The organism is Helicobacter bilis (assembly GCF_001999985.1).
GTDB lineage: Bacteria > Campylobacterota > Campylobacteria > Campylobacterales > Helicobacteraceae > Helicobacter_A > Helicobacter_A rappini.
This window is the reverse complement of record NZ_CP019645.1, coordinates 2,195,537-2,216,602: the sequence shown is the minus strand read 5'-3', so window position 1 is coordinate 2,216,602 and position 21,066 is coordinate 2,195,537. Positions and strand designations below refer to the sequence as shown.

Genomic DNA, 21,066 nt, shown 5'->3' with positions numbered 1-21,066 from the left:
GAAACTATGCAAACAATAAAACCGCACAGCAATAAAAATAAAACACTGATTTTATCCAACAAAAATTAACAATCATAATTCTCATATACACAAACACACCATTACTGCTCTTTTATGCATATCTCCTCAAACTCCTGGTAATATTTCCATGAAGAAAAAATGTCTCTACAATAAGTCTTAAAATATTCTGCTTCCATTTTCATTAATTCTTGCAGTTGTTCTCTATGGGGGCCTGTTTTTTGCAGGTATAATAGAATGTCGGTTTCACTCACAAGCTGACTTTTATTACGCTCCACACTTACCTCTAGCATATCTATGTATTCTGCAATATAAAGCCTTACTTTTTCGTAAGATTCATAATCTTCCATTAATTTTGCAAATTCATCTTTATTTATCATAAATACTATCTCCATAGAATCTATAACGACTTCCTTGGCAAATATCTCTTGAGAAATATTGATTTTAGACTCCTTAAAAGGTAGATTTAACGAGAATCGATACGGCATAATCTCTATTGTGGCCAGAACATCTATAAGTTGTATCCTTAGAGAAATTGGTAAAACATATAACCCACCACGAAACATATTTGCTCTTTGAGTAAAGAGTTTTTCATCTGTTGGTGCTTTGGGTAAGCAAAAAATTTCATATAATCTTTGAAATGTCTTAAAAGCATTTTCTGCATTCAAATCATTGGTGCTTAGAATGTATAGATTCTTAATATATGGCTTTACATAAGAGAAAAAGTCATAGAATCCAGTGTATGAATGAAGCATATGTGTGTTTAAGCACTTTGTGTTTGGCAAACCCTGAGAATCTTTGTAGTAATATCTTAAGTCTGGAAACATTTTCTCTTTTGGTGTGTTTGGTGTTGGATTTCTCATTGCATGCGTGATTATATCTGCCATTGTATCGTTATCTAAATGATTTAACCCTGATTTTAGCCTACTTATCACATCACCTGCGATATATATAAAGTCTCGCTTTTGTGTTAAATGAATGTATTTTGTATGTTCGATATATCTGTTGTGAATACACAGGATATTATATTGGTTTGGTTTTGAGACCAGCATATTAAAATCAAGCATGTATTTTTCTTTTGCGTGATACCAGAATGGCTCTAAATTCACCCCACAATGTTCTAAAAATGACATAAATGCTTCACTGCCACTCCCACCATTGCAAACCCATACAAATTTATAGTTGCTAGGCAATGGCAAGTTTAGTTCCCACGCCATCTCCGCTCCGATATGTTTATAGTCTATTGTTTTTGGGTTAAGTAGCGGTGGATACGGGTTTATTACAGTACCCATATCTATGTTATGTTGAATTGAATTTATGTTTGGAGTTGGACTCAAATGATTGCTAGTTTGCGGTGAATACCCGTTAATACAAATGGGGGGGGGGGGGGTAAATTCGTCTATCCTAGAATCTTTCTGTGGAGACATCATAGTCGCACCTATTGTATTTTTGCTAATATTCTCTAAATTTTCAATACTACCATATTGATTTTTAAATGTATCAGATTCTAACCATGCGATATGCTTTTTAAGATTTTTCATAAAAAATAATGGACTAATAACAATTATATTTCTATAATTTTCTTCAAAATGCTTGTATGCCAATTTGAAAGTTTTATATTGAGATTTGCTTAAAACAAGTTTTGGATAGATTTGCAATAGATAACCAACAACACAGCTATTGCATGTTGTGTGCCATAAAAAAGTAGCTATGCCATTCTCTTTTATAAACCTTATTCTTTTAGATTCTCTTAAACCCATATATACTCCAAATAAAAAGAATTTCTATTATAACACACATAGTATCAAGAAAGCATAAAAAACATTGCACGAAACATCACAGCAAAACAAACTTTCACTCTGGTATAATCTTTTGGACTTTATTATTCAGTGTATCTGGTATCCATAAGGCTTGTTTATCAAGCAAAAATTTTGCTGGTGCTTGTAAATCCTCATCGATATCAATGGTATAGACTTTGGCGTTAGTAGAGATTTTATATAGCTTCGTTGCGTTTTTATGTCCTTCTGTAGCCACTATGATACCGCCATGATTAGTGAGTGCGATGCCACATGTTTTTTCAGCAAACTCATGGACTACACTCACTTCTTTCGTCTCAAGGTCTATGCGTAAAATGCGACTTTTTTTCTGATCTTTATCAAAAGTGCTTGCATAAAGAGCTTTTTTATCTAATGCTATGTTTTGCAATGATCCTAGCGTATTATCAATCGCAACAAAGGTATAATAACTCTTCTTTTTGAGATCTACAAGCAGGACTAACCCCGTCTCACCATCAGCCACAAGTAATGAGTTAGAATCTCTAATTGCAATATCATTTAGCATATTAGCACCGCTAATAGGGAGATTTAACACTTGTCTTTTTGTCGCAAGGTTAAACCCTTTTAGCATATTCATATCTACGACATAGAGAATATTATCAAGTATTGTCATGCTTTTTGGGATATTTAGGTTTGCGATAAATTGCAAGTCAATGATTTTCCCAGTCTTATCAAGCTTACTGATAAAGCCACTACCACTTTTTGTGAGATTAGGATTATCACCCATATTGCTTACAAATACACTGAGATTTGTCATAGCGATAGCTTGTGGGGTGTTAAAACCCTCAATGCTTACAATGCGATTGCCTTGTGCTTGCAGCATTAAAAAACATAAACAGAAAAATGCAGATATTTTTTTCATAAAATAACCTTTGTGATAAATGGATTCTACATTATAGTCTAGAATATATGGATTCTATAGATTCTAGGTTTTAATACAATAAAGTTTTATCTCGTAATACTTGGATTTTCATAAAGCAAGGTTTCAGATAATATTTTTTCAAGATTTAATTCCTTGCCAAAAAGTTTTTCATAGATAATAAAATTCGCTAATACTCTCATACCATAATACCTTGTCTCTTCTAGTGGGATAAGCTCCATGCTAAGCCATGGCTCATATTCTCTATTCTTTAAAAATAGCTCATTTTTCTTTAAAGTCCTGCGTAAAAATCCCGGTCCGCCATTATACGCATAGGCAACAAAAAGCGGGTGTTTATACTCTCTTTGCAATTGCTTTATAAAATGTCTGCCCATCTCTAGTGAAGTCTTTGGGTCAAAGAGATCATTATATTCTATATCGGTTCGTCCCATTTCCTTTGCAAATGGCTTGACATTAGCTGGCATAATCTGCATAATGCCTAGTGCAAAAGATCGTGAAATAAGCGTTGGGATAAAGTAGCTTTCTTGCCTTGCGATTGAAAATACCAAGCTTTGTTCTTCTTTTGAGTTCCATTTAACTAAGCCCTCATAAGGCGTAATGTAGTAATTTGTCGCATGTTTGTCAATCTTTTGCATGAGATAGGCAAGTTGTGGCATAGTATCTTTGTATGAAAAATATGGGATCACTTTTGCAAGTTTTATGGGATCGCTTGTGTGTAGCATGGTGTTTGTGATATTCTGCCATACATAAGGATCTTTAATATCAAATGGCGGATTATCAAACGCAAGGGAAGGAAGTTTTGTAATAATAGTATATTTTGGTTCTTTATTTAGCTTTTGTGCGGCATAAATGCTAAAGATATTTACATGTTTGCTTTGCAATAACTCTTCTAAATACTTTTTATCTTTACTCACAAGATATTGCCAAAATACTGCTCTATCAATGAAAAATGCGATATTGGATTTCTGCTTTGCTCTTTTAAAGTAGTTCATTGCCTTATCTTTTGAACCAAATCGCAATTCATTAATACCAAGTAAAAAAAGCGTATTATGTGGGGCTTGTGTTATATCACTCTCTAAAAGCATTTTTTTGAGATTACTAACATTAGAATCTAGGGCAATAGAATTTAAAATATAATAGAATCCTTGTGTATTATAGGCACTTAATCTATTTAAATCTTTGTTTGGGTCTTTACTTTTTATCTTAGATTTTTCATCAGCACTCAACGCATGATATACCATGCTAAACACGATTGCATTGTCATTAAAAAGACTGCTTGTGCGATCTTGTGTGGCTAGAATCTTAATCGCCCTTGTAGTATCTGGGTTTGTTTTTGCAAGACGGCTGATAACCGCGTCTCTCTCTTTAGCCCCCAAAGTCTTAAAGGCTGCCATTCTATTACGCACAGAGATTGCAAGACATGCGTTATCTTCTTTTAATGCGGCTTGTATCTGCATATTTTGACATGTAATATCTCGTGGCATTTTCTCTGTTTTACCAAGACTTTTTAGTGTTTTACGCAAGTATGGATTCTTTGCGTTTAGTAGCTGATAGGCTTCATTAATCTGTGCTGCATTGAGTTTGTTTTCATTGAGATATTGCCAAATGTAGAAATCTCGCACAATGCCCTTTGGTTTGCCTTTAATATAATAGTTAAAAAACTCTTGCCCTTTGAGATGATTGCCCTTGTGTGTTGGTGTGTTTGAATGGGCTATTGCCTGTGTTTTATGTGTCGTATTTGCAGTTGCTACTTGTGCGACTTTAGTAGGTGTTTGCACGCTAGATTCTATTGTGTGATTTACTTTATTATAATCTGTTTTATTTGCTTCATATGGTTTATATGTCTTTGTTTCCTGTTTGCCAAAGTCTATAATGCTATCTGCATAACTTGTAGAAAATATAAAAAAAAGTAAAGAGAAATATCGCATAAAGCCCCTTTGTTTTTATAAAATAATTAATGAAAAGCAAGTAAGAATCTAACAAGCGTTAGGTTAATAAACTGCAATACAAGAATGATTATTAAAGGTGCAAGTTCTAAACCATTAAATTCCGTTTTTACAAATCGCTTTACAAATGAATATGCTGGATATGTCAGTCTATTTAAAATATCCATGAGTTGGCTATACGGATCAGCACGCGCAAGGTGTAATATCGCACTGATAAAAATCACCCAGCAGTATAGTGTAATCACCCATGAAAGTATATTTCCAATCGCATTTAATACTAAACCCATATTATTTCCTTACAATATCGCGTATAAATGGCTTTAAAACATGATAGAGTTTATCAAGCTCTATGCCGTGTTCCTGTCCGCTTAGAATCATTCTCAAAGGTTTAAAAAGAGATTTTCCTTTATATCCGCTTTGAGTTGCAATAAAGTCTTTAAACTCATTATAATCATAGCCCTGAATCTTATCTAGATTCTCTCTTATTACCTTAAGAATGCTATCAAATTCATTATGAAACTCCACTAGATTCTCCCGCTTTTTATCTATTGCTAAAAATATAGAATCTATATGTTCTTTTAATGCTATTTGTGTGCCTACTTCATTGAGATAAAGGGTAATTAAGTCATCAAAACTTTGTGGAGAATTTAGGCGCATAGAATCTAAATTTGAAAAAAGCGGATAAAAGCTAGAAATCTCTCTTTCTCGCATAATATCTCTGCTAATTTGTGCCATTTTTTTATAATCAAATTGCGCCGGGTTACTCGCAACATTCTCAAGACAGAAATGCTCTATACAAGATTCTAAACTAAACAATTCGCCAAGTTTATTCTCTAGCTTTGTATTCCCTAGTAAAATGAGATAGTTTGCAATAGCCCTTGCCTCTAGCCCTTGAGATAGAAGCCATTCTACACTTGAAGCTTTATCTCTTTTTGACATTTTTTTATGCTCTTCATTAAGAATGATAGGTAAATGTGCGTATTTTACATTTTCGCTAAACCCTAATGCTCTTTTAATGAGTATTTGCTTTGGCGTATTGCTGATATGATCTTCCCCCCTTATAATGTAGCTCATCTCTTTATCATCAATGCTACACGCAAAGTTGTAGGTAGGAATGCCATTTCTCATAATCACAAAGCTATCAATTTCATTGGCATTAAAAGAAATCTCGCCCTTTATAGAATCTATGAAGCTAACCGCCTCATTTGCCCTTAGTCGTATAATCGGGCTTGTGCTTTTTGCCCCTTTTTCAAGCTCTGCCCATTCATCTTTGTATCTAAATGCAATCTTTTGTGCCTTTGCCTCTTCTCTTTTATCTTCTAAAAACTCTTTAGAGCAATAGCAATAAAACGCCTTCCCTTCTTTTATTAACTTTAATGCTAAATCTCTATGCAATGCAAAATTATCACTTTGATAAATCACAGATGAAAATTCTAATCCAAAAGTTTGCAAAAGTGCTAAAATCTCTTTGTCTTTTCCCTTTATATTTCTTTCTAAATCTGTGTCTTCAATCCTAATAATAAAGGGTTGTTTTAGCTTTTTTGCCATGATATAGTTAAAAATAGCAGCGCGTAAATTACCAATATGCATATCGCCTGTTGGCGATGGGGCGAAACGAAGCATACTTTTCCTTTTTAATAGCTTTTAAATAAATGGGTAATTCTACCTTGATTTTATAAAGTTAAATAAATAGAATCCAATGTGTTTAAGAAAAACACTTTTGCTAATACAACCTCTTTTACATAAGATTCCATATATTCTTTATCTTTTAGTGCTGCAATAGCTGCTACTTGTGAGAGATGAGTAATATTTTTTGCATTATGAAGTAAATTTAATGCAGCAATGTTTTGTGCAGAACTCAAGCAATAGCCTATTAAGCAAAGCAATAATCTCACACGAATTCCATAAAAGATATTTTGCTTGTGGCTGACACAAACAAAACTCTTGCCTACACTTGCAGGTATGATAAGAAATTGTAATTTGGCTTTTAATGCATAACATATTTTAGTATCCCATAAAACCTATTTTTAGCAATTGGGTTAATAAACGAATATAAGTATAAGGCGTAATTTTTTTATGGACACAACAAGATTTTGTTCTAGTGCTTAGCATTATCTTATAAAATATTATGTCATCAAAGTTTAAAAATTTACAAATAAATGCAAAATTAGAAGTATAGATATATAAAAACTTTGACACAATAGACTCAATAAACATCGCATAAATACAAAGCAACAAAAACTTAGTAATCTATCCCCTCTTTTTTTAGTCTATCGCGTAAATAACGCATTTGGATATTTTTATCAAAGCACCATTTTGGTGCGATTAAGCTCTCATCATGCGCTCCAGCACTAACTCTTTGTATCACAATATTTGGCGGGATAAGTTTGAGTGATTTTGCTATTGCCTCGCCATAGTCTTCTAGGCTAATTGGTGTATATTCGCCCTTTTTATACATGCGCGCTAAGGCTGTGCCCTCCACAACATAGAGTGGGTGGATTTTTAGAGAATCTACGCCATAACTTAGAATGGTTTGTAATGAGTGTATCATCATATCCACGCTTTCATTAGGTAAGCCATAGATTAAATGCGCACAGACTTTTATCCCCCTTTTTCTTGTCTCTTTAAAAAGAGATTCTACACCCTCCATAGTATGCCCTCTGTTTGTAAGCTTTAGTGTCTCTTCATAGATAGATTGGATTCCATACTCAAGCCATATTTCCTTACCCTCTTTTACAAACTCCCCTAAAAAATCAAGCAGTTTAGAATCTACGCAATCAACCCTTGTGCCTATGCTCATGCCTACAACATCAGGCAACTTCAATGCCTTTGTATAAAGGGCTTTGAGTGTGTCAAATGGTGCATAAGTGTTTGTAAAACTTTGAAAATACACCATGTATTTTTTTATGCCATATTTATTTTTATGAAAGTTCGCATGATAGTGGAATTGCGTCTCAAGCTCCCTTAATTGTGTAGGCAACAACGGATTTTCTGTCAATGAAAAGTTCATTTTTAATTTAGTAATATCTTTTATGTTTTGTTCTTGTGTAGATTCTGTATTGTTAGAATCTATATTGGAATTCTGCTTTTTTTTCATTACAAGCGATGGTGAAAAAGTCTCATTTTTACAATAAATGCAGCCACCTTTTGCGACCTTGCCATCAATATTAGGACAAGTAAAGCCGCTTAAAGATATTGGAATCTTTCTTACTTTTTCACCAAATCGCTGTTTAAAATATCGCCCAACTGTTAGCATTATCTTCACCCATGCCCCTTTATTTTGATTCTACATCATGTAAATAGTTACCATCAAAACATGCTTGACAATAGCTATAATTATGCGGTTCTACCGCAGTTTTCAAGCCTTCTAAAGAGAGATACCCAAGATAGTCAGCACCAATAAATTTTTTTACCTCATCATTGCTTTTATTCGCAGATATAAGCTCACTTTTACTCGGCGTATCCACACCATAATAGCATGGCGAAATAGTCGATGGTGCAGAAATGAGTAGATACACTTCTTTTGCACCAGCTTGTTTTAATAATCGCACGATAGCCTTACTTGTCGTGCCTCTCACAAGCGAATCATCTATCACTATAACCCTTTTATTCTCGATCACTTCTCTAATAGGATTAAGCTTTAATCGCACTTTTAGCTCTCTTAGCTCTTGTGTTGGCTCAATAAAGGTTCTACCTACATAATGATTTCTAATTAATCCCAACTCAAATGCGATTTTACTTTGCTCGCTATATCCAATAGCAGCGGCAAGACCACTATCTGGCACAGGCATAACGATATCTGCATCAATCTTATGCTCTAGTGCTAATTGTTTGCCTAGATTCTTTCTTACCATATACACACTTTTACCAAAGACGACACTATCAGGGCGGGCAAAATAGATATATTCAAAAACGCATGGTTTTAGAATCTCTTCAAAGACTTTTATGCTTATAATCTTTGTTTCATTATTGCGATTTTTCTCAAATACGACTAATTCCCCCGGCTCAATATCTCGCACAAAACTCGCCCCAACAAGATCAAACGCACAAGTCTCACTTGCTACAATATAGCCTTTTGAGCCATCTTTATTGGTTATCTCCCCTAAGCTTAATGGACGAAGACCAAATCTATCTCTTACTGCAAACATTTTAGAGCGACTTAGAATCACAAGTGAGAACGCCCCCTCAATCTCACGTAAAGATTCCATAATACGCGGGGTTAAATGCTTTTTTGTGCTTCTTGCGATTAAATGGATGATGACTTCTGTATCTAAATTACTTTGGAATATTGCACCTTGCTGTGTGAGTGATTGGCGAATGTTTTTTGCATTTGTGAGATTTCCATTATGCACGAGAGCAATCTCACCTAAGCCATAACGCGCAAAAATAGGCTGACAATCGCCATTAGAATCTGCCCCAGCAGTTGCATAGCGATTATGTCCTACCGCATTCATGCCTTTTAGCTTTTCTAAGATTGATTTGCTAAAAACCTTTGTTACAAGTCCTTGCCCTTTTTGAGTAGTGATATTTTTGCCATTGCTTATTGCTATACCGCTTGCCTCCTGCCCTCTGTGCTGCATTGCAAAAAGGGCGTAATATGCCATGAAGGCTGCTTCATCGCAGTTAAATGCACCAACAACAGCACATTCCTCATTCCAGTGTTTATCCATACAAAAGCCTTGGGTTAAAATGATAAATAGGGATTGTATCATAATGTTTTTAAGCTACAATAACAAAAATTTAAAAAGGCTTTGTATGCACCGCATATTGTTGTTACTTTTTTTCAGTCTTTTTGTGTTGTATGCGAATGAAAATACACAAAGAAAATACAATCAAAACAAAACTTGGAAAAACATAGATGCAAGCGAAGTGTTAGAAAAAAATACAAAAAAGCTAGAAGCCTATTATAAACAAGTCGATAAGCAATCAAATGAGCGAAACTTTGTCCGCTTTAATGGCAAAAAGATTGTCTCACACACCGCTTTTAGCAAGATGAATCTAGGGCAAATGCACGGCTATCATACCTATGTGATTCTATCTATGTTTTATATAGAGTGGATAAGTCAGCATAATGACTTAGATGGTGTGAGTGTGGGGGGAATCTTAGCTGATGAGTTTGGCGATAAAAAAGCAAAAGTAAGGTATTTTAAATTCGCTCAAAGATACTATTCTGCACTGCATGAAATCGGCAAAGGCGGCAAGGTATTTTCCTATTGTGCTGCACCTTATCTTACAAGCTGCATTCTCATAGGTATTGATGAAGCGTGGTAGATATATGCTTGATAACTTGGTTTAACATCAAACAAAAGTATCGCAAAGCTACAATACAAAAGCTTAATATTGTGCTTAGTTTCATCAAACATGAGTCGTTTTTCATATCATTGTGTTATTTATGTAGAATAACAAAAGATTGATTATTTTGGTATTAAATTTGATTGTTTGCGATTATTTAGATTATTTTAGGGTTTTATATGAATATAGAGACTATTCGTCAGTTATTTAATAATAAGCAGTGGCAAACCTGCATTGAAGCATGTTTAAAGCTGATTATGCAGCAACGCACAAATATTGAAGCATGGAGTTTATGTGCGTTTTGTTATAACAATATAGGGCAGCTGCAAGAAGCGATTAAATGCCTTGAAGACGCACTAAAGATAGCAAAAAAGCATCATAAAGAGCATGTCTTTACACTCTCACTCAATCTTGCGGAATTTTATAGAAGAAATAATATGACGCTACAAGCCATAGCACTTTTACAGAATCTTCTGCCAAAAGATGATGAGAATTTGCATTTTAATCTCGCAAAATGCTATGGTGATTTACAAGATTATGAGAGATCTATTCAACATTACATGATAGCTATTAAGATTAATCCAAAAGATATACATGCTATCTTTAATCTAGCCAATCAGCAAGCCGCCATAGGTAGCTTTAAACTCGCATTGAAATACTACTCACTCGCCTATGAAAGCGGTATGGGCGATGCGGGTATAAATCTAGCACAAATCTATACAAATTTAGATGATTTGGAATCTGCTATCACACTTTATAGAGAGTTAGAGCCACATTACACACAAGATTCTAATTTCTATTTTAACTACGCAAATGCACTTCGTTATAACGATGAGGTAGAGTTAGCAAAAGAGGCATATAGCAGGGCGATTAGCCTAAATCCAGATATAAGATATGTGATAAATCTCTCACATTTATATTTAAGCTTAAATGAGTTTCAAACAGGCTTTGCACTCTATGAACACAGAAGAGTTATGCTGCCAAAGACTATGGATAGGCATTTTCTTGATTTTTCTTTTCAGGATTCTAAAAGTATATTAGATTTCTTGCAAGATAAGAGAGTAGCACTTTACCACGAGCAAGGCTTTGGAGATAGCATTATGTTTGCAAGATTTATACCACTTCTTTCATGTAAAGAAAAGATAATTTTTGCTCCAAAAGAGCTTTGTAAAATCTTTAGCTGCTTTAATGTGTGCTGCAGTGAAAAAGTGCATGATGATTATGATATAGCTCTCCCCCTGCCAAGCCTTGCCTTTTTATTTGCCAATGAAAAGAGTGTAAAAGTGGGCTTAGAATCTTTTAGAAATACCTTATTATCCTTTCTTATAAAATCTCAAATAAAAGATTCTAATGGCTTAAAAGATTCTATGCTAAGTGATACTTTTATACACACAAATATGACAGAATCTCAAATATCTATAAAAAAGGTTTTAGAATCGTATCAGCATTACGCACAAAAAGAAGAGCTAAAAGATGATGTATTCCTAAGCACAAAGGCACAAGCGAAAAATCACTTTATAACAAATACGCATAATGCAATAGAGACAAAAAAGCAAATAAAGATCGCCCTAAACTTTAGCTCAAATCCAAACTTTCAAAACGCAAGAGAAAAGTCCATATACGCACAAAAGCTTTTAGAATCCTTGCCGCATAAAAACTTCACATATTATAGTTTGCAGTATGAAGGCATTGATTCTGGTCTTGCGAAAGAATTTAGTGTCATCGATATGTCAAAAGAGATTAAAGACTTTTATGATAGTGCTAGGATTTTATTAAATATGGATTTTGTGATTAGCATAGATTCTGCATTAGCGCATTTAAGTGCTACTTTAGGTATTCCTACGGCTGTATTATTATATAAGCGGCATGACTGGAGATGGGGGAGATTTTGCAAACATGATTCTACTATTTGGTATGATAGCACAAAGCTATTTATACAAGAAGATTTACATGAATGGCGTGGTGTCTTAGAAAAACTTAATGCGTTTTTAAAGCAGACATTTAAAGAGTAGATATGCGTTTTGTTTGGACACAGGAATTGCCCTCCACGCAAGTATGGCTAAGTGATTATATCCGCAAGAATGATTTGGAATCTATTTGCATAGTAGCAACAAAAGAGCAGACAAATGGTATCGGCAGTCGTGCAAACACATGGGATAAAGTATCATGTGGATTATATCTATCATGTGCTTTGCCTATTGCTTTATTACCAAAGGATTTGCCAAGGCAGTCTAGCTCAATTTATTTTGGACAAATTTTGCTTGAGTTATTTAGAGAATTTCATAATGATTTGTGGTTAAAATGGCCCAATGATTTTTATTTACAAGATGAGAAAATCGGGGGTTTAATGACGCAGTATATAAAGGGCTTTGTTATATTTGGCATTGGGCTAAATATCTTTAGCGAAGAGAAATCTTCTTTATTAACAGGCAAAATGCAAAATAATTTATCTCAAAAAGATTCTATAGAATCCATAAGCATAGAGATTTTATCTCAAATAATCAAAAAAATATTGCATTTTTTAAGCTTTAACATTGTAGAATTTGCTTTACAAAAAAATATAGATACAACATTGCATGGCATTACTTGCAATGCTTTTTTACAAAATAACATGACATGGTATGAAGTCTTTAGTCGATATAAACAAAGTTTTTCTAAAAATCATCGTTTTTATACACATATCAATGATGATGGAATTACTCATAAAGTATCATTGCAAGATGCGTTATTACAAAATGATGGCAGCATAGTGTTGCATGATAAGATTCTATATAGTTTGCGTTAAATATTACAAGAAATAAGGAGATTGCATGGGCGAAGTCATTGGCATTGCAAATCAAAAAGGTGGCGTTGGAAAGACAACTACTGCTGTGAATCTTTCCGCATCTTTAGCATTATGTAATAAAAAAGTTTTGCTTATTGACTTTGACCCACAGGCAAATGCTACGCTAAGCTATGGGATAAAACGCAATAGTATAGAATCTACAATGTATCATGTAATGTCTGGGCAGACTTCTATACAAGATATTATCCAAAGCACAATGCTAAAGCACCTATTTATCGCTCCAACTGACCAAAATCTAGTCGGTATAGAATCTGAGTTTTACGCAAAAAAGAAAAGTCAAGGGGAAACACTTCTTAGGCAATATATAGAATCTATTCGCATGGATTATGACTTTATTATTATAGATTCTCCACCTGCATTAGGACCGCTTACGATTAATGTTTTAACAGCGGCAAATTCTCTCATTGTGCCTGTGCAATGTGAGTTTTTAGCCCTTGATGGATTAGCCCAACTTATGAATACTGTCAAGGTGATAAAGCAGTCTATTAATACAAGTTTAGCAATAAGAGGCTTTTTACCTACCATGTATAACTCAAGGACAAATCTATCAAAGCAAGTTTTAGATGATTTATTAAATCATGTGAAGACTAAATTCTTTGATGATAAAGAAGGTTATGTAGTCATACCGCATAATGTAAAACTTGCAGAAGCCCCAAGTTATGGAAAACCCATTGCATTATATGATAGCAAGTCAGCTGGTAATGAAGCTTATATGCGTCTTGCAAAAGCTTTATTAAAGAAGCAAAAAAGGAAATAGCATGGCAAAAAGAGCGTTAGGTAGTGGGCTTAATAATCTATTTGGTGATATTAATGCTGTGTATGAGAAAAATTATGTAGATTCAGATACTAACATGCAGATGATTAAATGCGATGATATTGTGCCAAATCCCATGCAGCCGCGTAAAATCTTTAATGATGAGAGTTTGAGGGAACTTGCGGATTCTATAGAAGAGCATGGACTTTTACAACCCATAGTCGTGCGTGAAAATGAAAATGGTGGATACATACTTATTGCTGGGGAAAGAAGACTTCGTGCTACAAAATTACTGCAAAAAGAGCATATACAAGCCATAGTCATTAGCACAGAAGATTACAAAATGCGTGAATTGGCATTGATAGAAAATGTGCAAAGAGAGGATTTAAATCCTATTGATTTAGCCCTTTGCTATCAAGCACTTTTAAAAGAATATGATCTCACACAAGAAAAACTCGCACAAAAGATTCACAAATCTCGCACGCAAATCACAAATACACTGCGTTTGCTTGAATTAAGCGATAAAACAAGAGAATTACTCCAAGATGGCAAAATAACGCAAGGACATGCAAAAATGCTGATTGGCTTAACTCCAAATGACGAAGAGATGGCATTGCAAAGCATATTAGGACAAAAACTCAATGTAAGAGAAACAGAAAATCTTGCAAAAAACCTTAAATCAAAGACAAGTAAATTAGAGAATAATAAAGATTCTACAGAATCTCTCTATGCGGAATCTCTGCAAAATCTACAAGAGATTCTAAAAACCTATAATATTGAAAGCACTATAAAAAAGAATAGTATTATTTTGCAATGTGATGAAAAAAGCAAACTTGATATTATTTTACAGAAGTTGCAATAATATTGTTCTTACTCTAAACGCACATTTTCTTGCTTAGGCTTTGTGTGTCTTTAGAGCCTTGCTTGCTATACTTCATATTATCATGCCCTAGATTCTATTTTGTTATTCTTGATTTTGTTACTCTTGCGTCGTTATTTTGTGCAATATACTTTTCATTATAATCATTTCTAGGTTTCTCATATTTTCAAATTCATAAAAAAGCTTATTTAAAATACTACATTTTTTCTTTTTTTATTGCATTTTCTGTGAAAATAGTGTATTATTGCAGACATGGAAACTGCATATATAACATATTTTAAGGAGTTAATCTTATGAAAAGTGTTGAACAAACAATGAATAGACGCGATGTGCTGAAGGCTGGAACGATTGCTAGTGCGTTGGCTTTAGGTGGTTTTTTGTCGCCGTTGCAGGCTGCTGGCACATCTTTTAAGTTGCCTACTAGAGATAAGCCATTATTGCTAAATAGCAATGAGAGTGCGTACGGTTTTTCAAGTCTTGTTAAAAAAGCATTGGACAAAAAGGCAGCAGATTTATCTCTCTATCCTTTCAAAGCTGAAGAGGAATTGCGTTCTAGTATTGCAAGATTTTATCAAGTAAAAGAAGACAATATATGTGTGAGTAATGGTTCTTCGGCTGCATTACAAGCTGCGATTTATGCTGTTAGTAATTTGGCTAACGAACTTAATATGCCATTTAGAATCATAAATCCTAATCCCACTTTTGAATTCCCTGCTGTTTATGCAAAACCACTAGGCATTGAAGTTGTGAATTTTGATTTAGATTCTAAATTTAACATGAATATTGATGCTATGAAAAAGAGTGAGCGAGAGTTTGATGGTATTTCTCTTGTTTATCTTTGCAATCCAAATAATCCAACAGGAAACATTGTATCTGCAAACGATCTGTATTCTTGGGTAAGAAATGCAAAACAAAGCACGATTTTCCTTATCGATGAGGCGTATGCAGAGTATGTGATTGACCCTGCATTTAAAAGTGGTATTGATATCCTAAAAGATGGTGCAAAAAATATTATTGTAACACGCACATTTTCAAAGATATATGGTCTTGCAGGATTGCGTGTAGGATATACAGTTACAACACCAGAGTTGCAAAGAAGAATTAAAGATTTCTTGCAACTTGCAGGTATTAATGTGTGCGGTGCAGTTGCATCTACTGCGGCACTTGCTGATTTCAACTTTAGACAATATTGTGTAAATTCAAATGTGAAATCAAGACAAATTGTAACAAAAACCCTTGATTCTCTGGGCTTACGCTATGCACCTTCACATGCTAACTTTATTTTCCATGAAATCACAGGTAGCTATGATGATTTTGCAAAAAATATGAGAAATCAAAATATCCTTGTTGGACGACAATTTGCCAAGTTTGATAACTTCTGTCGAGTTACATTAGGAACTCCACAGCAAGCTGAATATTATGTAAAAGTATTAAAAACTTTTAGACAGAAACGCTATATCTAATACCATTAAGATTTTGTAGCGATTTATAGGGCTTTAAATTTCACCATTGAAGCCTTTTCTGCCAATCTGTTATATCTATACAGATAAAATCTGGAATCTGTATATTTTCGCTTGAGCCCATTGAATCTCAAATAGGCAAAGTATTTATTTTTCTGTTATTCCATATCTTGTTTAGTATCGCGTGTCTTATTAATTCTCGAATTTTTTATATTGTATAATCTGCCTTGTGTAGTGAGTTATCTATATTTCAACCTTTTCGCATAAACTCAAATTTACATTATATGATCTTAAGAAATAAAAAATAGCGAATACAGAAGATCTAAAATGAAATACATATTATTTTTTTCCACAAGCATCAAAAATAGAAGCAAGAGCTACAAAAAAGATTCTCATGTAAATTCACCTTGCTATTTACTTTAAGCAAAGTTTTTAGATAAAAGACTTTAGCCATTAATTGCTATGTAATAAATCTTACAACCACCCTTTTTTCTTAAATGCAATAAGTGGTAGTATGGTGGAAATAATCATCACAAGCACTGCAAGTGGATAGCCATAATCCCATTTAAGCTCTGGCATAATCTCAAAGTTCATGCCATAAATCGTCCCAATAAGAGTTGGTGGCATCATAGCAACAGTGGCAACGGTAAATAGTTTAATGATTTTATTCTGCTCGATATTAATCTGACTTGCTAGAATTGTTTGGATATTATCAAGGACATTGAGTTGCGATACATTAAATTCAACAAGCGAGTTTAAATCCTTTAAAACAATGGTAAGATTGCGTTTAATATCGCTATCAATTTTATCACTTTTAATGAGTGAAGTAATAGCACGCCGTTTATCAAATAGTGAATCTCGCACACGCATATTGAGTTCTTGCAAACTCGAAATGCCTTTTAGCATTTTGTCATAAGTGTATTCATTCTTTTCTTCCAAGACATTAATGCGTAGCTTTCTTGCCTCTTTATCAATCCACTCTAGTATATCAGCATCTTTTTCTACACGAATTTCAAACATTTTATCAAGCACATCATAGCCATCTTCAAAGTTTTTTGGACTTGCAAGAATGCGTGTTTGCATCTCTTCAAAAATCTTAAAATCATTGAATCTAATCGTAAATAAAATATTTTTAGTCGTCATAAAAGTAATTGTTTCATTAATCAGGCTAAATTCCTTGTTTTCTGTCTGCATACGCACGAGAAAATGCGTGTTAATAGTAATTGTGAGATTATCTTCCCAATATCTTGCGCTAAGCTCGATTTCTTCACGCTCTTCTTGCGTTGGAATATCAAGGTTATATTGCTTTGTAATGTAGTTCATCTCATCATTTGTTGGGTGAAGTAAATCAACCCACAAAATATTACTAGGGAGAAGATTATCTTCAATATTAAATTGTAACTTTTTGACAAGCCCATTATTCGTCTTAGTATAAATATTAAGCATGACTATTCCTTACGCTTTTTTGAATCCTTGGTTTTACATATCCGCTAAACATTGTTACAGAAACTACGCATTATAACATATTATTGCATGATGTGTGATTTCCCAAAAAAGCTTGTAGTATATAATTGTAATAAATAAGATATGAACACGAAGATTATATGTTTTTTTTGTAGCTATATTTTTATAGTAGCAACCAACCTCGATTGTTTTTTTTGTAAGCGTGGGAAAAAGAATTACTTATACTAGCACTAAGCTGAATTTTCTTTAAACATGTGCGTGTTCTTTTATAATGTTTGGAATGATAAATAGTTTTCTTCTATAATCTTTAGGGGACTGCAGGGTATTGAAATGCAAATAAGAAGCAAACCTCAATTATACCCTGTAATCCATGTATCCAAAAATCCAGATTCCAAATTTAACTTCAATGCATTTCTCCCCTAGCGTGTTTGTGTGGATTGCTTTGCATGCTCTTCATATTTTTTTACTTGAGAGTCAAAGGCTTTTATCATATTGGGTAGATTTTTCTGAATCTTATATAATGCAGCTAAATGTATTTTTAGTGGATTTGCCCAGATTGGATTTGGCTTTGATACTGCATCAATTTGCTTTCTACACGCATCAACAGCTTTGTTGAGATTGACGGGTAGTGTCCTTAGTTGCGTAAGATATTCCCTACCTTCCTTTATCCTTACATCCATATTACCTTTGCGGTTTGTAAGCTTTTGGTTTAATTTATCTTGGGCTTCTTTTAAGTCAAGTTCTTTTGCTTTTACTTCTTGTAGCTTTTCTTCTAGAATCTCTTTTGTCTGCTTAAGTTTATCTTCGAGCGTATTTTTTGCATCTTGAAGTTGTGCTTCAAGATTTAGTCTAATTTCTTTAAATTGATCTTCTTTTGCTTGCACTTCAGCAATTTGAGATTCTAATCCCTCTCTTCTGTCTGTCGTCTTTGCGTCCTTATATTTACTCTCCAAAATCTCTCTTTGCTCTCTAAACTCGCTCTCTTTGGCATTTGCGATTTTTAGCCGCTCATCAAGAGCATCTTTTACGGATTTAAATGCGGATCTTTTAAGCTGCACTTGTGCGAGTTGCGTCTCTTTTAGTTCCATTTCTTTTAATTGTGCGTCTTTTAGGATATTCTCTTTCGTTGCCACTTCCTGCATATCCTTTGCTATATCATCGCTTGTTTCTTCACATACAAGGTTTTGAAACTGCGTATAAAAGCTATCTAGTCGCACAAATATCTCATTTGCTGGGATACTTGGCGATGAAGAGTAAGGCACATACACCATGTATTCAAGATTTGGTATCAAAAACGCATACTGCTCGTAGCTTTTAAAGAAAGTCTCTTTACATGTCTTTTCATACTCTTCATCATGGAATACAAAGGTTGGTAGCTCATCATTTGATAAACTCGCACAAATCGTTGTCTCAAGATAACGCACACCATCAGACCAATCTCGCAAACAATAATAAAACATACCAAAGTCAATGGGCGTAATCTCTTTTCTATTATTAATAATAAGATTTACTGCAAGTAAGTGTAAAAAGTCTTTGAATCTTTTATCAGAGATATTTGAAAGCTGTTTGACTAGATTTTGTTCTGCATCATCTAGCATTGCAATATCACCTGCAAGTTCGCCTGTGGGGTTTGCATGAGAGGCAAGAGATTCTATAAAATTGATTGCTTTTGCCCTGTTTTCCTCGTCCCAAAACTGCGTAAAATTATAATCTTGGAAAAACTTCTTTAGCTTATTTGCTTCTGGGGCTAACTGCTTTAGCTTTTCTATTACATTTGTGTTTTTTGGTGCGAAAAGATAATCATAGAGATGCTCTGTATTATTATGATTGCCTAAGCAACAATAGGCGGTATATTTGCTTAATTTATCCTTATTTTTTGAGAGATTTGAACCTGCGGTAATCTTTGCTTTAATGGGCGTTTCCCCAAACAACGCTTCAAAACGCATTTGTATATCTTTAGCATCATCATGTCCATAAAGCAAAAGTGGCTTATTACTCAAGGTGCATAAAAGTGCTAGTCTCACTTCTTCATCTCGCCCATATAAGCCTTGATTGAGAATAATTTCTAGTTTTTCAATAACATCTTTCACAACTACTCCTCAATGCGAAATTCTAGATTCTGTAACTACACAATCACATGTCAAAAACTTAAAAATACTTGAAAATATAGCAAAAATGCACTTATAAATTACTGAATCCAATAGAATCTAAAACCTTAAAACCATACCTTATAACACAACTATAAAAGCATAAAAATATCTATGTTGTTTAAAGTAGGGCATATAGAATAGCCATAAATCAAGGCGCAGATAGAATCACCCTATCATGTAATGGCTGCACATTCCTTGCATTATCTTTAAGGATTGCATGCATTGCGTCAATTTGGGCTTGTGAGGCTTCAACACTCTCTTTTAATACTATCCACTGCACTCCCTCGTTGCAAGGCGGTGTTGTGAGACTCCCGCTAAAAGCATAGTAGCCATGATTCTTAGGTAAGAGCTGTGAGATATATATCATATCCATTTGATGGGCTTTATCTATATCAATGGGAGCATAAGATAAGACATTATTTAACATTATATTATTTTGTCCTTTTCTAAATAGCACGGCAAGAACTAGATAATTATTCTTTTCATCTTTATGCACCATGTGCATTTCCATAGGGTAGGATTTCCCCTCGATTTGCGTTTCTGAAGGTGTGTGAAAATGGAGTTGGACTAGATTATATTTTCTATTTTGATAGACTAAGCCACCCGCCTCATTAAAATGCAGGGCGATAGTGTGTCCATTATTTATAATATCCTTTGAGTTTGTGCCATAAAGCAGGTGTAACTCATTTTTAGATTCCGTTGTTTTTTTACTCTCAATATTAACTGATGATTGCTTTAAGCCCGAACTACACAGCTTAAATTTAGGATCAAGCTTCGCCCACATATCTGGTCCATTATGCTTATCATAACCCCAATGAGCCGCATATACACTTCCTATACTAAAAACCAACGATAAACAAATCTTTTTCATAACTTCCCTTTAATAAATTAGCAGAAATCTGCATACAGATTCTCAAAAAATAGTCGTAATTTTACAATAAAATAATGGATTTATATTTACAAGTTTTGCGTAATAATAGAATCTGTTGGCTCAATATAGCCCACAATATCAAGCCCTCCAAAGTTATCAATATCAATTTCAATATAATTGCCATCTTTAATAAGGCTTTCATTATATCTATTGCTTAAAAAATCTATGACTTGATTACTAGAGCCGCGCAAATGTAGGTTTAAATCTCGCAAAGATTCTATATATCTACCATAAATTAGCACATCTATAAGGCTAAATATGGAATTTTTTTTCATTTGTATTAGTTCATCTTTTTCATAACCGCTATATACGATAATGCCTAAATCTAGCGATTTTATCAACGATACAAGTTTATATAACTCATCATATTGATAGAAAGGCTCACCGCCTAATATTGTAACGGCTTGTATCGGCAATGTTTTGGAATCTTTTTGCTCTTTAATGTTATTAAAGATAGATTCTATATCCATAGTAAAGCCGCCTTTACTATCCCAAGTGTGTGTATTCCAACAGCCTTTGCAGTGGATGGGACAGCCTTGTGTCCATATCACAAAGCTTGGCTCAAAGCCATAGATTTGCGAGTATTCTTTTATGCTTGAGAGTTGCATAAT

General features: G+C 34.0%; 18 protein-coding genes. 6 read left to right on the top strand and 12 right to left on the bottom strand.

Translation table 11 applies throughout. The features are described from left to right. Window positions 1-101 precede the first annotated feature (101 nt). The 8 genes from XJ32_RS09995 to purF all read right to left on the bottom strand — a co-directional run bounded on the left by XJ32_RS09995 (window position 102) and on the right by purF (window position 9,349). Entirely contained in the window at window positions 102-1,778 is a 1,677-nt protein-coding gene (locus XJ32_RS09995; RefSeq protein WP_077389467.1) for a DUF2972 domain-containing protein, read from the bottom strand. Between the two features lie 94 nt (window positions 1,779-1,872). After that, a complete protein-coding gene (locus XJ32_RS09990) occupies window positions 1,873-2,715 on the bottom strand; it encodes an NHL repeat-containing protein (protein ID WP_077389465.1) in 843 nt (280 codons plus the stop codon). An 86-nt stretch (window positions 2,716-2,801) separates the two neighbouring features. Further along, window positions 2,802-4,661 (bottom strand): lytic transglycosylase domain-containing protein, encoded by a 1,860-nt coding sequence (locus XJ32_RS09985; protein ID WP_077389463.1) that lies wholly within the window; start codon window positions 4,659-4,661, stop codon window positions 2,802-2,804. Between the two features lie 26 nt (window positions 4,662-4,687). Further along, window positions 4,688-4,966, bottom strand: coding sequence for a YggT family protein (locus XJ32_RS09980; RefSeq protein ID WP_005218428.1), 279 nt, complete (start codon window positions 4,964-4,966; stop codon window positions 4,688-4,690). Window position 4,967: 1 nt separating this feature from the next. Further along, window positions 4,968-6,302: a glutamate--tRNA ligase gene (gltX, locus tag XJ32_RS09975; protein WP_077389461.1), complete on the bottom strand. Its 1,335-nt coding sequence runs from the start codon at window positions 6,300-6,302 to the stop codon at window positions 4,968-4,970. A 50-nt stretch (window positions 6,303-6,352) separates the two neighbouring features. Beyond that, on the bottom strand, window positions 6,353-6,574 hold the full coding sequence (locus tag XJ32_RS09970; protein WP_174566022.1) for a hypothetical protein: 222 nt from the start codon (window positions 6,572-6,574) through the stop codon (window positions 6,353-6,355). Between the two features lie 347 nt (window positions 6,575-6,921). Further along, window positions 6,922-7,935 (bottom strand): tRNA modification radical SAM protein MnmL/YtqA, encoded by a 1,014-nt coding sequence (gene mnmL, locus XJ32_RS09965; RefSeq protein WP_174566021.1) that lies wholly within the window; start codon window positions 7,933-7,935, stop codon window positions 6,922-6,924. 19 nt (window positions 7,936-7,954) lie between these two features. Next, the gene (purF, locus tag XJ32_RS09960; protein WP_077389457.1) at window positions 7,955-9,349 is read right to left on the bottom strand and encodes an amidophosphoribosyltransferase; all 1,395 of its coding nucleotides are present in this window, start codon (window positions 9,347-9,349) and stop codon (window positions 7,955-7,957) included. An 85-nt stretch (window positions 9,350-9,434) separates the two neighbouring features. Here purF and XJ32_RS09955 point away from each other — a divergent pair, with 85 nt between their 5' ends. From XJ32_RS09955 to XJ32_RS09930, 6 genes are all read left to right on the top strand, one after another. Next, a complete protein-coding gene (locus XJ32_RS09955) occupies window positions 9,435-9,950 on the top strand; it encodes a hypothetical protein (protein WP_254422360.1) in 516 nt (171 codons plus the stop codon). A 200-nt stretch (window positions 9,951-10,150) separates the two neighbouring features. Continuing rightward, window positions 10,151-11,983: a tetratricopeptide repeat protein gene (locus tag XJ32_RS09950; RefSeq protein ID WP_077389453.1), complete on the top strand. Its 1,833-nt coding sequence runs from the start codon at window positions 10,151-10,153 to the stop codon at window positions 11,981-11,983. A gap of 2 nt (window positions 11,984-11,985) precedes the next feature. Continuing rightward, the gene (locus XJ32_RS09945; RefSeq protein ID WP_077389451.1) at window positions 11,986-12,756 is read left to right on the top strand and encodes a biotin--[acetyl-CoA-carboxylase] ligase; all 771 of its coding nucleotides are present in this window, start codon (window positions 11,986-11,988) and stop codon (window positions 12,754-12,756) included. Between the two features lie 25 nt (window positions 12,757-12,781). Further along, complete coding sequence (locus tag XJ32_RS09940; protein WP_004088939.1) at window positions 12,782-13,573, top strand: ParA family protein; 792 nt, start codon at window positions 12,782-12,784, stop codon at window positions 13,571-13,573. 1 nt (window position 13,574) lies between these two features. After that, the gene (locus XJ32_RS09935; RefSeq protein WP_077389449.1) at window positions 13,575-14,432 is read left to right on the top strand and encodes a ParB/RepB/Spo0J family partition protein; all 858 of its coding nucleotides are present in this window, start codon (window positions 13,575-13,577) and stop codon (window positions 14,430-14,432) included. A 311-nt stretch (window positions 14,433-14,743) separates the two neighbouring features. After that, window positions 14,744-15,913 carry a pyridoxal phosphate-dependent aminotransferase gene (locus XJ32_RS09930; RefSeq protein ID WP_077389447.1) on the top strand — a complete coding sequence of 390 codons (1,170 nt, stop codon included), beginning with the start codon at window positions 14,744-14,746 and terminating at the stop codon, window positions 15,911-15,913. 471 nt (window positions 15,914-16,384) lie between these two features. Here XJ32_RS09930 and corA read toward each other — a convergent pair whose 3' ends face one another. From corA to XJ32_RS09910, 4 genes are all read right to left on the bottom strand, one after another. Then, the gene (gene corA, locus XJ32_RS09925) at window positions 16,385-17,356 is read right to left on the bottom strand and encodes a magnesium/cobalt transporter CorA (RefSeq protein WP_077389445.1); all 972 of its coding nucleotides are present in this window, start codon (window positions 17,354-17,356) and stop codon (window positions 16,385-16,387) included. Between the two features lie 437 nt (window positions 17,357-17,793). Then, complete coding sequence (locus XJ32_RS09920; RefSeq protein ID WP_077389443.1) at window positions 17,794-19,464, bottom strand: hypothetical protein; 1,671 nt, start codon at window positions 19,462-19,464, stop codon at window positions 17,794-17,796. A gap of 208 nt (window positions 19,465-19,672) precedes the next feature. Beyond that, window positions 19,673-20,395: a carbonic anhydrase gene (locus XJ32_RS09915; protein WP_077389441.1), complete on the bottom strand. Its 723-nt coding sequence runs from the start codon at window positions 20,393-20,395 to the stop codon at window positions 19,673-19,675. 86 nt (window positions 20,396-20,481) lie between these two features. Further along, entirely contained in the window at window positions 20,482-21,063 is a 582-nt protein-coding gene (locus XJ32_RS09910) for a 4Fe-4S single cluster domain-containing protein (protein ID WP_005217955.1), read from the bottom strand. Between the last annotated feature and the right edge of the window lie 3 nt (window positions 21,064-21,066).